This is a genomic window from Flavobacterium sp. FlaQc-49 (assembly GCF_044005985.1).
GTDB lineage: Bacteria > Bacteroidota > Bacteroidia > Flavobacteriales > Flavobacteriaceae > Flavobacterium > Flavobacterium cupriresistens.
In genome coordinates, this window is the sequence record NZ_JBIPCS010000010.1 from 59,583 (window position 1) to 74,660 (window position 15,078).

General features: G+C 35.6%; 14 protein-coding genes. 6 read left to right on the forward strand and 8 right to left on the reverse strand.

What is annotated here, in order from left to right; all coding sequences use genetic code 11:
- The first annotated feature begins 45 nt into the window (after positions 1–45).
- Both ACHRV3_RS18090 and ACHRV3_RS18095 read left to right on the forward strand, forming a co-directional pair.
- A complete protein-coding gene (locus tag ACHRV3_RS18090; protein ID WP_047778985.1) occupies positions 46–246 on the forward strand; it encodes a hypothetical protein in 201 nt (66 codons plus the stop codon).
- 4 nt (positions 247–250) lie between these two features.
- Complete coding sequence (locus ACHRV3_RS18095; protein WP_230005129.1) at positions 251–856, forward strand: FAD-dependent oxidoreductase; 606 nt, start codon at positions 251–253, stop codon at positions 854–856.
- Positions 857–1,112: 256 nt separating this feature from the next.
- Here the strand turns inward: ACHRV3_RS18095 and ACHRV3_RS18100 are convergent, their stop codons facing one another.
- The 4 genes from ACHRV3_RS18100 to ACHRV3_RS18115 are packed head-to-tail and all read right to left on the reverse strand — an operon-like array spanning position 1,113 to position 4,103.
- Entirely contained in the window at positions 1,113–1,478 is a 366-nt protein-coding gene (locus ACHRV3_RS18100) for a nuclear transport factor 2 family protein (protein ID WP_047778987.1), read from the reverse strand.
- 16 nt (positions 1,479–1,494) lie between these two features.
- Positions 1,495–3,072: a S41 family peptidase gene (locus ACHRV3_RS18105; RefSeq protein WP_230003605.1), complete on the reverse strand. Its 1,578-nt coding sequence runs from the start codon at positions 3,070–3,072 to the stop codon at positions 1,495–1,497.
- A complete protein-coding gene (locus ACHRV3_RS18110; RefSeq protein WP_047778989.1) occupies positions 3,073–3,504 on the reverse strand; it encodes a dCMP deaminase family protein in 432 nt (143 codons plus the stop codon).
- 5 nt (positions 3,505–3,509) lie between these two features.
- A complete protein-coding gene (locus tag ACHRV3_RS18115) occupies positions 3,510–4,103 on the reverse strand; it encodes a HupE/UreJ family protein (RefSeq protein ID WP_047778990.1) in 594 nt (197 codons plus the stop codon).
- Positions 4,104–4,274: 171 nt separating this feature from the next.
- On the opposite strand from ACHRV3_RS18115, the gene ACHRV3_RS18120 reads away from it, so the two are divergent.
- On the forward strand, positions 4,275–4,706 hold the full coding sequence (locus ACHRV3_RS18120) for a TerB family tellurite resistance protein (RefSeq protein WP_047778991.1): 432 nt from the start codon (positions 4,275–4,277) through the stop codon (positions 4,704–4,706).
- Between the two features lie 106 nt (positions 4,707–4,812).
- Here ACHRV3_RS18120 and fbp read toward each other — a convergent pair whose 3' ends face one another.
- Complete coding sequence (fbp, locus tag ACHRV3_RS18125; protein ID WP_047778992.1) at positions 4,813–5,820, reverse strand: class 1 fructose-bisphosphatase; 1,008 nt, start codon at positions 5,818–5,820, stop codon at positions 4,813–4,815.
- Between the two features lie 171 nt (positions 5,821–5,991).
- On the opposite strand from fbp, the gene ACHRV3_RS18130 reads away from it, so the two are divergent.
- Both ACHRV3_RS18130 and ACHRV3_RS18135 read left to right on the forward strand, forming a co-directional pair.
- Positions 5,992–6,465, forward strand: a complete 474-nt coding sequence (locus ACHRV3_RS18130; protein ID WP_395435772.1) for a GNAT family N-acetyltransferase — start codon at positions 5,992–5,994, stop codon at positions 6,463–6,465.
- A gap of 66 nt (positions 6,466–6,531) precedes the next feature.
- The gene (locus ACHRV3_RS18135) at positions 6,532–7,791 is read left to right on the forward strand and encodes an aspartate kinase (RefSeq protein WP_047778994.1); all 1,260 of its coding nucleotides are present in this window, start codon (positions 6,532–6,534) and stop codon (positions 7,789–7,791) included.
- Positions 7,792–7,901: 110 nt separating this feature from the next.
- On the opposite strand, the gene ACHRV3_RS18140 is transcribed toward ACHRV3_RS18135, so the two are convergent.
- From ACHRV3_RS18140 to ACHRV3_RS18150, 3 genes are all read right to left on the reverse strand, one after another.
- Positions 7,902–9,836, reverse strand: a complete 1,935-nt coding sequence (locus ACHRV3_RS18140; RefSeq protein ID WP_395435771.1) for an OmpA family protein — start codon at positions 9,834–9,836, stop codon at positions 7,902–7,904.
- 11 nt (positions 9,837–9,847) lie between these two features.
- Positions 9,848–10,765: a type IX secretion system membrane protein PorP/SprF gene (locus ACHRV3_RS18145; protein WP_395435770.1), complete on the reverse strand. Its 918-nt coding sequence runs from the start codon at positions 10,763–10,765 to the stop codon at positions 9,848–9,850.
- Positions 10,766–10,866: 101 nt separating this feature from the next.
- Positions 10,867–11,253: a helix-turn-helix domain-containing protein gene (locus ACHRV3_RS18150; protein WP_395435769.1), complete on the reverse strand. Its 387-nt coding sequence runs from the start codon at positions 11,251–11,253 to the stop codon at positions 10,867–10,869.
- A 376-nt stretch (positions 11,254–11,629) separates the two neighbouring features.
- Here ACHRV3_RS18150 and ACHRV3_RS18155 point away from each other — a divergent pair, with 376 nt between their 5' ends.
- On the forward strand, positions 11,630–15,061 hold the full coding sequence (locus ACHRV3_RS18155; RefSeq protein ID WP_395435768.1) for a hypothetical protein: 3,432 nt from the start codon (positions 11,630–11,632) through the stop codon (positions 15,059–15,061).
- Positions 15,062–15,078: the final 17 nt, after the last annotated feature.

Sequence of the window (15,078 nt, forward strand, 5' to 3'; positions counted from 1 at the left end):
TGCAGTAAAATTTCATTTTGTTATTTTAGACAAACAAACAGCCATATGAAAATTTTCACTTCAATCTTAGTGCTTTTAGCATTAGCTTTAATTGTTTTTAATATTACGTTATTGGACTTTAAGAATCCTTTTCAAGGAGACAGTGCGGTAGCTTTTATTGGAATCGCAGCTTCATTTTGCGCCGTTTTGATTCTTTTGATTTTTAGAATTTCCAAAAAAATCGAAGAAAAAACAAATGGCAGATAATAATATGTTTGACACTTTAATTATCGGCGGAGGCGTTTCAGGTATTTCTTGCGCTCTCGTTTTAGGATCAGCTAAAAACAAAGCTTTTGTTACCGATAAAAAAATAGGGATTTTCACACATCAAAAAAATTCTTCTTTACAGGAGGCTATCTTCTATAATGCTTACGGTATATCTCCCGGTAAACTAGGCTCAGAATTACTTTTTGAAAGTACACAGGATTTAGCTCAAAGCTACCCACACATTACACAGATTCCAAACGAAAAAGTAATCAAAGTTGAAGGAGCTTATCCTGAATTTACGGTTACAACAAATAAAAGCACGTACCAAACCAAAAGCATTGTTATTGGAATTGGTTCTGCCAATACTTTTGACATTGAAGGTTTACTACAGTACATTGAACCTCACAAAAAAGCACTTCCCGAAAAACAACGCATTCAGCTTAAAAATGACGATCATAAAGTAACAGATGGTATTTATGTGATCGGAACTTTAGCAGGCTGGAGAAGTCAATTGGCAATAGCAGCCGGAAGTGGCGCCGCCGTTGCTACAGATATTCTTACTTTATGGAATAATGGTGTGCAGACTCATGCACATGATAGTATTCGATAGAGATACAACTTTCTTATGCTTAACCGCAAGGGTCGCGGTGATTTACGCAAGGTTCGCAAAGGTTTTTTATGCACGCTGATTCTACAGATTTAGCAGATTTACTTGTTTCAGAATAATCGAAACGCTGCCTTTTTTGCTTTCTTCTCTTAAAAAAATAATCCGCTAAATCTGCAAAATCTGCGAGAGAAAGCTAATCACAAGTTTTTAAGATTTATTTCCCTAAGGATAAAGCACTACAAAAATTTCTATTCAGAACTTACTTTAGTTCTGTACAGCTACCGGCAATTACTTTTAAACCTTCTTCGAATTGTTTCCAAACACGAATGTATCGAAAAACACCATCGAAAGGCTGATTATCGTAGGCTCCTTTAAGCAAAACGGAAACACTGACAACAGCTGTATCTTCAATAACATTAATCAGTTGATCTGATGCTTCAATAACCTCAATTTTCATTAAACCGGAACGATACGAATTCAAGTCAAACTCTTTAGTGATCGTTTGTCCGCCAGGTAAATTAAAAAGCAAGTCATCATGCAACATTCTTTCTAAGGCAGACACATCTGCATTTTTAACCGCCAATAAAAGTTCAATCTCTGCATTTACAACATTGCTATCTTCCATAAAAAAAGAGTTTAAGTTACTTTTTTGAGTTCAAAACTGCTTTGACCATGGCATCGTCTTTTAGAATCACATTATAATAATACAATTCGCCGTACAATTGACGGGCAAATTCCGCCGTGATATAACGATTTACCAATGCCTTGGTTTTATCTAATTTCAGATCCAAACCTGTGGCCAGAATGTAATTTTTAAACTTTTTAAAATACACATCTGAGTCTTTCATTTTTACCAAAAACTCATTAAAATGAAGTCCTGCAAAAGTGTTTCTGTTTTTATCGAGTTCCTCAAAAACAAAATGCCCTACGATTCCGGTTTGAAGCAGATAAGCTACGTTTTCATTTCCATGCTCTGCTTCCATCGGTACAAAAACATCCGGAACGATTCCGCCGCCGCCATAGACGATTTTTCCTTTTGGCGTTTTAAATTTTAAGGTATCGGCTATTTTTATGCTGTCTTTCGCATAAAGTTCACCTGATTTAATACGATCTTCGGACTCTTTGTAATACTCTTCATTTCCTTTTTTATAAGGCTTCTGAATCGATCTTCCGGTTGGTGTATAGTATCTCGCAACCGTCAACCTTACGGCTGATCCGTCGTTGAAATCCATTTCGCGTTGCACCAATCCTTTTCCGAAAGAACGACGACCTACGATAGTTCCACGATCATTGTCCTGAAGTGCTCCGGCCAGAATTTCACTTGCTGACGCACTGTTTTCATTAATCAGAACGTATACTTTACCATTTTCAAAACTTCCTCCTTTATTGGCGAATGTTTTTTCGGTAGATCCATTTTTGCTTTTGGTAAAAACAATCAGTTGTTTGTCTTTTAAAAACTCATCACCAATAGCCACGGCTTCTTCCATATAACCGCCTCCATTATCACGAAGATCAATTATCAGGGATTGGATTCCTTTTTGCTGTAAACGGGTTAAACCTGTTTTGAATTCTTTATAGGTTGTTTCCGCAAAACGGTTAATTTTTATATAACCCGTACTTTTATCAAGCAATATAGAGGCATCGACACTTTTTATTGGAATGATATCTCTTTTAATTTTAAACTTAAGTTTCTTTTGCTCCGATTTTCTAAAAACGGTCAATTCAATTTCAGAACCTTTTATTCCTTTTAGTTTTGAAAACAAACTATCAGAAGGTAGTCTTCTGCCAAATAATTTCGTTTTACCGGCAAATAAAATCCGGTCGCCCGATTTTAATCCGGCTTTTGCTGAAGGTCCGTTCTCAACAGGTCTAATGATCGCAACGGAATCTTTGTACATATAAAAGTTAATTCCGATACCCACAAAATCACCTTTCATGCTTTCAGCCACTTCTGCTTGTTCTGTTGGTGGAATGTAAACGGAATGCGGGTCTAATTTTGAAAGGATATTATCGACCGTCAAGTTTACGATCGAGTCGGTATTCACACTGTCAACATACTCATTATTGATAAAATCAATAAGTTTGTTGAGTTTTGTTTTGGAGTAATTTCTAGCCAACAGCTGATCCTCTACGGGAGCATTCATCAGGCTTCCTAGAACTATGCCAAGAGCAAAAACAGCTCCTACAACAATGGGTAAGTATTTTGAATTAAATTTCATCTATTCTTCTAAAACGGGAATATGTAATACTTCTACACCTGCTTTTATTAAAAACTGAATTCCGGAATCGTCGCGGTAACCATTCTGATAAACCACTCTTTTGATCCCCGACTGATGGATTAATTTACTGCATTCTTTACAAGGAGACAACGTGATATACAAAGTTGCTCCTTCGCAAGATTGCGTTGATCTGGCTACTTTCAGAATGGCATTGGCCTCAGCGTGCAAAACATCCCAGCGCGTCAAACCTTCTTCATCTTCGCAGCAATTCTCAAATCCCGATGGTGTTCCGTTGTAACCATCAGAAATAATCATCCGGTCTTTTACGATAATAGCTCCTACCTGCTTGCGCTTACAATAAGAGAGCAAACTCCATTCTTTGGCAATTCGCAAATACGCTTTATCGTATTTATTTATTTTTTTTAATTCCATTTATTTTATCTGTTCCAAATAGGGCTTTCAATAATCATGGGAATGACAACTCCCACAATAAAAGCCGACATTACCAGTGCCCAATCGCGTTTTGAAAAACGAAAAACAGTCTGCACTATATAAGATAGTATCAAAACCACAAAAACGACAACTAACTGTGCTACTTCAATTCCTAAAGCAAACTCTCCCAAAGGTAGTAATTTTGAAGTTGCCGAACCACCTAATATCGTCTTGAAATAATTCGAAAATCCAAGTCCGTGTATAATTCCAAAAAACAAGGTCACAAAAAACAATAAATTCACACCATCATTCTTAGATGTCTTTCCTGCCGTGAACAAATGATACAAAGCGGTTATTAAAATCGTAATCGGAATCAAAAATTCAACAAGATCTACTTTTACCGTAATAATGCCAAAAACAGAAAGCACTAAAGCCACTGTATGACCAATTGTAAAAACAGAAACTAAAAGCAAAATACGTTTCCAATCCTTGAAGGCATAAGGAACTGTTAATGCGATTAAAAAAAGAACGTGATCATAGGCGTGTATATCTAAAACATGCTTTAATCCTATTTGAAAATAAATCCAAAACTGTGACATAAAAATTCTACTATTATTGATTAAGGGTCTGTAAACTTACGATTAATTTTGAAAACTAAAAGAGCGGCCGTAGTAAAACAACTTAGAAAAATTATGCTTAATTTTATGAGAAATTTAAAATTGTTAAATTAAAATAAGATTTATCTTTGTTTTATAAAAAACCGATTAATTATGCCATTTTCAGAATTATTTGATAACGAATTCAAACAAAGAAACAGAGGCCATTTCTCTGCAATTGTTCGTGTAGCTTTTGCTGACGGAAAAATTAATGACGAAGAGCAAGCCTTTTTGGACAAACTAGCTTCAAGATTAGAAATCTCAGAAGAAGAATACAAGGAAATCCTTAGTGAGCCTTGGAAACATCCAATAAACCCTCCTTACTTACACATACAACGTATAGAGCGTTTGTATGACTTAGCACGTATGGTACATATCGACCACCATTTGGGAGATCAACAAGAAATTATGTTAAGACGTATGGGGTTAGCTTTAGGTTTTACTCCGGGTAATGTAGATTATATTGTTTCTAAAGCACTAAGCCTGGTAGATAAAAAAGTAGATTTAGATACTTTTTCATTCGAAATGGAGAATATGAACAAATAGAAAGTTTGCAGTATACAGTCGCAGTAATCAGTTACTGAGACTGGATACTGAAACAAAAAAACATAACCCGACAGGTTTCAAAAACCTGTCGGGTTTGTTTTTTTTATTATTGAGCTTCGGCCATAAATGCTTCAGCTTTCTCAACCATATTATAACTTCCGCAGAAGAACGGTACTCTTTGATGCAATTCAGTTGGTTGGATTTCCATGATTCTTCCAAAACCATCTGTTGCTTTTCCGCCTGCTTGCTCTGCAATAAAGGCCATTGGATTACATTCATACAGCAAACGCAATTTCCCTTTTGGTGCTTTTGAGCTTGTTGGATACAAATAAATTCCGCCTTTAATCATATTTCTATGAAAATCAGAAACTAGACTTCCAATATATCTTGAAGTATATGGTCTGTCTTCTTCTTCTCTCTGACAATATTTTATGTAGTTTTTTACTCCTTGTGGAAAATGCACATAATTCCCTTCGTTTACCGAATAAATATGCCCGTCAACCGGAAATTTCATATTAGGATGTGAAAGATAAAACGTTCCGATAGCCGGATTTAAAGTAAAACCATTTACACCATGACCTGTCGTATACACCAACATTGTCGATGTTCCGTAAATGACATAACCTGCCGCAACCTGATTAACTCCCGGCTGTAAAAAGTCCTCGCTCGTAACCGGAGTTCCAATTGGTGTAACTCTTCTGAAAACCGAAAAGATAGTTCCTACAGAAACATTCACATCGATATTTGAAGATCCATCTAAAGGATCCATTAAAACCACATACTTATTATTATGGGCGTTATCACTACCCTGAACAGTAATAAAATCATCGTTTTCTTCAGAAGCAATACCACAGACAATCTCACGGTTAATTAACGTCTGGATAAATACTTCGTTTGCATAAACATCTAATTTCTGCTGATCTTCTCCCTGAACATTTTGCTCGCCGGCAGCGCCAACGATGTCCACTAATCCTGCTTTGTTTACTTTATAGTTCACGACTTTCGCCGCCAAACGTATAGAGTTGATAATCCGGGATAACTCCCCTGACGAGTATTGAAATGCTTTTTGATTCTCAATAATAAACTCTCCCAGTGTTTTATTGCGTTCTTCCATTACTAAATCGTTGTAGTTTTATTTTTAAGTCACAAATATCGTTTTTTTTGTGAGAATGATTTAAAAATTATTTTGTTAGTTTGCTACTATTGTATATTTGCTAAACAAAAGCAAAAAGCAACCGATAAAAACATAATATTTTAGCTAATAATCGCTTAATAATAAGAATATATGAATATTAGAAAAGGGAATCCTGAAGACATGAAATCGGTTTTAGGACTAATACAGGAGTTGGCTGTATTCGAAAAAGAACCTGAAGCGGTCACCATAACGGAAGATGATTTAATACGTGATGGTTTTGGCACAAATCCTTTGTTCCATGTTTTTGTCGCAGAGGTCGAAAACGAGATTGTTGGAATTGCATTGTATTATTATCGTTACTCTACGTGGAAAGGTAAAACTATCCATCTGGAAGATCTGATTGTAAAGGACAAAATGCGCGGATCCGGTTTGGGATTTGCCCTTTATTCTGAAATTATGAGACAGGGAAAAAGAGATCAGGTAAGAAGAGTGGAATGGAATGTGCTGGATTGGAATACACCGGCGGTTAAATTCTACGAAAATTCAGGAGCAAAAATCCTTGACGGATGGCAGGTTGTTCAAATGGACGAAGCCGGAATTAATTCGTTTTTAGAAAAATTATAAAAATAAAAATTATTAAATACCGTAGAGGCGCACGGCAGTGCATCTCCACAATACAAAATTAATATAATGAGAGTATTTAAATTTGGTGGAGCATCGGTAAAAGATGCGGAAGGAATAAAAAACGTATACGACGTTTTACAAAAAGTAGGCTATGAAGATGTGATTTTAATAGTTTCGGCTATGGGAAAAACCACAAATGCGCTCGAGGTAGTGATCAAGAATTATTTTGATAAATCTCAGGAGTTAAATTCATCTGTTCAGGAAATAAAGAAATACCACAATCAGATTTTATTAGATTTATTTGAAGATGAAAAAAATGCCGTTTTTACAGCTGTAAAAGAGCATTTTTCTGAGTTAGAATTTTTCTTAACACATAACAAATCACCTAACTATAATTTTGTTTACGATCAGATTGTAAGTTTTGGTGAACTGATTTCAACGACGATTCTGAGTCATTTCATGAATTTCATGGGCATCAAAACACAATGGCTTGATGTTCGTAATTTCATCAAAACCAATGCAAACTACAGAGATGCAGAAGTAGATTGGGAAGTTACACAACAAAACATCAGCAAAAATGTTCCGAGAAAAACATTAAACATCACTCAGGGATTTTTGGGTGCTGATGAAAATAACTTCACTACCACTTTAGGGCGTGAAGGTTCTGATTATACTGCCGGAATTTTTGCTTATTGCTTAAATGCTGAAAGTGTAACAATCTGGAAAGATGTTCCGGGAGTTATGAATGCCGATCCGCGTTATTTTGAAAATGCGAGTTTGTTAAACCAGATTTCGTATCGTGAAGCTATCGAATTGGCTTTTTACGGAGCAACGGTTATTCACCCGAAAACGCTGCAACCTTTACAGAAAAAAGAAATTCCGTTATACGTAAAATCGTTTATTAACCCCTTATTAAAAGGAACCTGTGTTTCTAAGGGCGTAGATTTAGAGCCACAATATCCTTGTTTTATCGTAAAAAGAGATCAACTTTTAATTTCGCTTTCTTCGATCGATTTCTCTTTTATTATGGAGGAAAATATCAGTGAAATTTTTGCTTTGTTTCATGAGTTTAAAATCAAAGTGAACTTAATTCAAAATTCAGCGATTAGTTTCTCGGTTTGCGTGGAAGATAAATTTGGGAATTTTAATGAATTGAATACGATACTGTCGAAAAAATTCAAAGTAGATTTTAGCGAAAATGTGACTTTATATACAATCCGTCACTTTACGGAACAAGCTGCGCAAACAGTTGAAGAAAACAAAGAAGTCTTACTGAAGCAGGTAAGCCGTGAAACGATGCAAATCGTTACTAAAGAATCTAATTAGTTTTTTTAGGTTAAAAAATAATTTGCGAAAGAGAAGCCGTCTCAATACTAATTAGTGTTAAGACGGCTTCTTTTTTGTTCTTTTTAAAAAGGCTCAAAATTAAGCTCTTTTTAAAGGGCTGTGATAATAAACTCACTTCGTCTGTTTTGTTGGTGCTCCTCTTCTGTACAAGGAACGCCATCAGCACATTTGTTTACCAATTGTGTTTCTCCATAACCTTTACTTGTTAATCTGTCCGGATTTATTCCATTTTTTACAAGCCATTGCAGAGTAGATTTAGCTCTGTTGTCAGACAAAACCTCATTGTATTTAAAATTGGCGCGACTATCGGTATGAGAACGAATATCAATTTTCATTGTTGGATAATCATTTAATGTAGCCAGTATTTTTTCTAAATCCAAAGCAGCTTCAGGACGAATGTTATATTTGTCCAGGTCAAAATAGATCATTTTTATACCAAAACATTTTCCTAAATCATCTCCCACTGTTACATTACGGATAGACTTTTCAAGAGCAATAGATAAGGCTGTTTTTCCGGTTGTTTTTCCGGTTATTTTTTCAATTGTAATGCTCACTTCTCTGGTGGTATAGTCGGTTTTTTCGACTCTTACATTATAGGTTATACCACATTCGACAGGAAAACTATAAGATCCGGTAGCGTCCGCAATTGTCGTAGCTTTTATCTCCATCTGATTGTTAAACAAAGTTACTTTTGCTCCGGGTAAAATGGCTCCTGTTTCAGCATCAGTAATGAGTCCGCTTAGTTCTTGGATACATTTTAGCCTTTTGGTCTCCAAAAATTTATATATATCATCAGAGCCTTGTCCGCCCTCCTTATTGGAGCTAAAATACCCTTTTCTCGAAACAGGATCAATGATGTAGGCAAAGTCATCTTTTGGAGAATTAACATCATTTCCGAGGTTTTGAATATTACGGACCGTTCCGTCCTTTGTAATTTCACCGACAAAAACATCCAGACCACCAAGTCCGGGATGTCCGTCAGAGGCAAAATAGATTTCATTCTCGGCTGTTACATACGGGAAGGTTTCTTTACCCTCGGTATTGATACTGTTACCTAAGTTTTCGGGCGTTCCGAAATCACCGTTACTGTTTATAGCTACTTTGAAAATATCAGACTGTCCCAATGTTCCGGGCATATCAGAAGCAAAGTATAATGTTTTCTCGTCCGGACTCAGAGCAGGATGAGCAGTACTGTAATTGTCACTATCAAAAGATAATGGTGTTACATTGGCCCATTTACCATTTTCAAGAGTCGCTTTGTATATTTTTATTAAAGTAGTTTTATTGGCATCTCTTCCTTTTTTCCCTGTTAGATAACTGTTTCTTGTGAAATAAATCGTTTTGCCATCTTTAGTAAAGACCGGTGAAGATTCATGAAATTTTGTGTTTAACGTATTTTTTATCTTTGATACTTTAACAGAATCCACATCGGCCATGTAGATGTTGGTGAAATAATCATTTGTCCATTTGTGTTTGCGTTGCGAAAAATTTCCGGTGTCTCTAGCCGAAGCAAAATAGACTTTATTGTTGTGTACAAAAGTTCCATAATCGGAATACTTTGAATTAATACCTGCATTTTCAATGGTATAACGACCGGAATTTTCTTTAATCCGATCGAGATAGTTTAAATTTTCTAGATAAAGTTTACCTCTGCTGTCATTTTTGAATTTTGTATCAAATTCATCCAAAATTCTATTTGCTTTATCCAGCTGCCCGGTTGACTTTAAAGATTGAGCATATCTGTAATAATACTCCGATTCTACATTGGTATTCATGGCAAATAATTCGCCGTACCATTTTGCCGCACCTTCAAATTCAGAGTTAAAATAATAGGAGTTACCTAGTTTTTTAAACATCTCTTCAGACTTGTATCCTTTTTTGGCCACACGTTCATGAGTCTTTATGGCATCGTAGGCATAATGATCGTATTTTTTATCGCCGGAATTTACTTCCGACTGCTGAGAATAACTGTCAAATGAAAAAACAATAATAACTGTCAGACAAAGTAGGATATAATTTTTCATGATTATCATTTTTAGAAGAAACGAGGAGTTATCATTTTACCTTTATTGGAGAAGAATTCGTATCGTAAGAATATTTCATGCGATCCTGAATTGTAGTTGTTTAACCTCGTAGTTTCACGATCGTAACCATATCCAATATACAAACCATCTGTGACTTGAAATCCGGCCATCGCACTCAGTGAAGCGTTCCATCTGTACGCTAAACCGGCAACAAATTTATCGTTGAACATAAAGTTGGCAGAAACATCTACTTGTAAAGGAACACCTTGTATCATTTTAACCAGTGCAGCCGGTTTAAATTTGATGTATTGATAATCATCTAAATTAAAAACGTAACCGGTCATGAAATAATAATTGATTTTATCTTTGTAGATCACAATATCATTGTCATCATAACGATTGGTTTCAATAAAGTTTGGTACCGATAGTCCAACATAAGCTTTATCAGAATGCCAGTAAACCCCGGCTCCGATATTTGGATTGAATTTATTGCTGAAATCTTGAAATTGCGGATCTCCCTGATCGGCTAGGTTCAATTTATTGATATCTAAATTGAATAAATTCGCAGATCCCTTGATCCCAAACGAAATTTTAGATTCGGCAGAGACCTGAACACTATACGAGAGATCTGCAGAAAGCGTGTTTTCATTGGTCGGTCCGATTTTGTCGCTAACCAATGAAACTCCAACTCCCACATGACTATTGTTTATAGGTGTGTTAACCGAAAGAGTACCCGTCTCAGGTGCGCCGTCAAGTCCCACCCATTGTGTACGATATAAACCAAAAACACTTAATACTCCTCGGGATCCAGCATAAGCCGGATTGATGTTTATGGTGTTATACATGTATTGCGTATACTGTGCATCTTGTTGTGCATGACTGGCAATTGCAGTAAACAGTATGACGAATAAAATTAATTTTCTTCTCATAGTAGTTATTTATTATACCAATTGTTTTTATCAATGTTTGTGATTCGATCTCTTTTTTTCTATTTGTTCTTATTTCTTGTCTCTAAGCGCTCTGATTCGGCTTATGCGGTTTCACTACAAGTCGAACCTTTTTTATTACTGTTATCCTCCTTTAAATCTCTAATTGTTTGCTCCAATTCTAAGATTTGCGTTTCATATTTCTTTATTATTTTTTGATAAACACTGAGTAAAGCATTTTGGGTCATTTCATCGTGTCCGGTTTCCACGCTCTTTATTTCTTCTTCCCTTCTAAATAACGCTTCTGGTTTTGGTTTTATCTCAAAGATTTTACATATGTTATCAATATGACCTGCCCACGATTGACTTTGACCATTTTCCATGCGAGCATATGCCGACTGCGAAATAAATAATTGATCAGACATCCGCTCTTGTGTCCATCCTATATTCTTTCTGAGAATCTTTAATTTATAACCTACAAATAAGTTCATTGTCTATAAAAAAATAAAATCTTACCAAGTTGTTCCTTTATTTACGTTCAAACCTAAACTAAGATTATTCTTTACCATACAATTATTTTACAGATCAACACATCTACTTTATTTCTGTTAATGAATAAAAACTGACCGTACAAAAAAACAGTCAGAAATAACTATCTGCAATAGATACATTATTGTGCCCTTTCCATAGTGAGTAAAATAGAAAAGCGAATCCTCTTTAAAAAAATACTTAAAGGCGCTCCTTTGAAAAAGATTAAGTCACAAAATCAAAACAACCCAGCCAATTCCACTAAATCACAGTGGCATAAAAGCGCCCTGATTTCCCAATTATAAATACTACTTTTGACTTTTTAGAGTTAAAGTATTTATGTTGAAAAAATTACTGTTTTTTGCGGTGTTTCTTTGGTATTCCGGACTACAGGCCCAGAATACAGAATCAGCATACCAAACCAAAAAAGTAATTGTAACGCGGGATACCATTCACCTCGAAAAATTCAGCATCAATTCCAGTTTTTTTGAGCTTTTAAATACTAAAAAAGAACCTATTGATTCTACTTTCTATAAAATTGACTTCCAAAAGGGAACTTTACTTCTCAACGAAAAATTCACCTCAGCATCCGATACTTTAATTGTAAACTATTTAAAATACCCTGATTTTTTAACCAAAGAATATGGGCTTTATAACGAAAGTCAGGTGGTTAGCAATGATATTGGTTCCGAAAAACTCTACAAACTGGAGAATACCAATTCAAAAAAAGCCACTCCGTTTGATGGTTTAAATACTTCCGGGAGCATTACTCGCGGTGTGACCATTGGCAATAACCAGAATGCCGTTTTAAATTCAAATTTAGATCTTCAGATTACCGGAAAAATATCCGACAAAGTCAGTTTAAGAGCTTCACTTCAGGACAGTAATATTCCGTTACAGGATGGTGGTTATTCTCAAAAACTGGATCAGTTTGATAATATTTTCATGGAACTTTTCAGCGATGACTGGAACATTCGTGCGGGTGATGTCTTTTTAGAAAACAGAAAAACGCAATTTTTGAATTTTAACAAAAAAGTACAAGGACTCTCAACAAGTTTTAATTTTGATACCGAAAAAAGCAAAACCAATATTTTTGCCTCGGTTGCTTTTGTAAAAGGACAATACGCCAAAAGCACTTTTACCGGTCAGGAAGGCAATCAGGGTCCTTATAAATTAAAAGGTCAGAATGGCGAGCTTTATGTTCTAGTTATTTCAGGTTCTGAGCGTGTTTATGTCAATGGTATACTGCTCAAACGTGGTGAAAACAATGACTATGTGATTGATTATAATGCCGGCGAAATTGTTTTCACTTCACTCTTCCCTATTACTTCAGAAATGCGAATCACTATAGAATACCAATATTCAGATCGTAATTACAACCGACTGGTAACCTATGCCGGTGCAACGCATGAAAACAAAAGCTGGAGTTTTGGTGGTTATTTGTATTCCGAGAATGACTTAAAAAATCAGCCTTTACAACAAAACCTTTCTACAGAACAGGTTCAGATTTTAAGCCAGGCCGGAGATGATCCGAATTTAATGACCGCGCCATCGGCTTATGAAGACAAATATGCGGACAATAAAATTTTATACAAAAAAACAACTCTTAACGGTATTGAAATTTACGAGTATTCCAACATTCCTACTGATGTTTTATACAATGTAAAATTTAGTCTGGTTGGAAATAATCTGGGAAATTACATCATACAAAACAACAATTCGGTAGAACGCATCTACAAATACGTAGATCCGATAAACGGAATTTTACAAGGAAATTACGACCCAATCGTAAAACTGGTAGCTCCTATGAAAATTCAGGTGGCCACTTTCTTAGGGAAATACAATCCAAATGAAAAGACACTGGTTGATTTTGAAATCGCCATGAGCAATAACGATAAAAATTTATTCTCTCAAATTGATGACTCCGATAACACAGGAATTGCCCTAAAGACCACTATTAAAAAACGTCTTTTTTCCAGAGAATGGACCTTGGATGCTTTTGCCAATTATCAATTTGTGCAAGACGATTTCAGATCTGTAGAACGTTTGTATACGATTGAATTTAATCGGGATTGGAATTTAAACACAAACCTTTATGGCAATCAGAGTTTATTGGTAACAGGATTAAATTTTGATTTATTCGCCAAGAAAAAAACTGCCAATACTGCTTTTATTACCTATCAGTTTGAGAAATTAGATTTCACAGCAAGCTATTCCGGATCACGACATACGGTAAATGTTTTCTCTAAATTAAATAAATGGACAATTGAAAATCAGGGTAGTTTCCTGAATTCTGATGCTACTACTTCGACTTCTAAATTTATTCGAAATCTAACTAAAACCAAGTATCATTTTGGTAAAAACTGGGTTGGTGGAAGCATTCAAATAGAAGACAACCAACAAAAAGACAAAATTACCAATCAGTTTTCGGCCTTGAGTCAGCGGTTTTCAGAGTACGGTGTTTTTGTTGGCCGTGGCGACAGTACCAAAGTTTTTGTAGAACTGGGTTATTTGCAACGTCGCAATGACAGTTTGCAAAATGGTTTGTTACAACACGTAAACGATTCGAAAATGTATGTTTTGAAATCAAAATTAATTCAAAACAAAAAAACAGATCTGGCGGTTTATGCCAGTTACCGAACACTGGCCTTTACGGATCCTTCCCGAAAGAATGAACCTTCGTTAAATTCCAGAGTACTTTATAACGATCGTTTTTTTAATCAGCTCTTGCAAATCGGAACGGTTTACGAGACCAGTTCGGGAACTATTGCACAACAGGAATTTACTTATATTGAAGTTCCAACGGGACAAGGAGTTTATACCTGGAATGATTATAATGGTAACGGCATACAGGAATTAGAAGAGTTTGAAGTTGCTCTTTTTCCGGATCAGGCAAAGTTTATACGTCTCTTTTTACCCAACCAAGTTTACATCAAAACCAACCAGAATAAATTCTCGCAATCGGTGACTTTGAATCCGTTGCAATGGCAAAACGAAACCGGTTTCAAAAAATTGGCCTCCTATTTTTACAACCAGACTTCGTTTATTATGGATCGAAAAGTAAAAAATAACGGCGGTCGTTTTGAACTCAATCCGTTTAATTCTTCGGATGAAAATTTACTGGGCCTCAATTCAAGTTTTAGAAACAGTCTTTTTTACAACCGTGGCAAGCAAAAACATTCGGTAACCTATTCGTACCTCATTAATAAAGGAAAAAACCTGCTTTCGATTGGCTCGCAGGATGTCCGAAACAAATCGCATCAACTGCAATACACGCATCTGTATCAAAAAAGCTGGTTGTTTAATTTCTTTACCAAAACAATTAAAACCACCTTAGTTTCTGAAGATTTTACCGAAAAGAATTATAATTTGGAAGGCTATCAGATTGCCCCGAAAATCAGCTATTTGTTTTCTAAAAACACTAGTTTGGATTTCTTTTACGAATTACAAAATAAAAAAAATCAGATTGGAAACTTCGAGACTTTAGCACAAAACCGACTGGGAACCTCTTTTTCTTATGCGGGAGACAAAAAAGTAACGGTAAACGGAGAGTTTTCTTTTTATGAAAATAAATTTACCGGAAACGAATTCTCTTCAGTAGGATTCCAGATGTTAGAGGGACTGCAGGCCGGGCAAAATTTAGTCTGGAAACTCCTTTTACAGAAGAATCTAACGCAGTTTTTAGATGTCAATTTAAATTATCAGGGGAGAAAAAGTGAGACGGGTTCCACTATTCATACGGGCAACGTGCAGCTACGTGCTTATTTTTAACGTGTTGCGAAAAACCT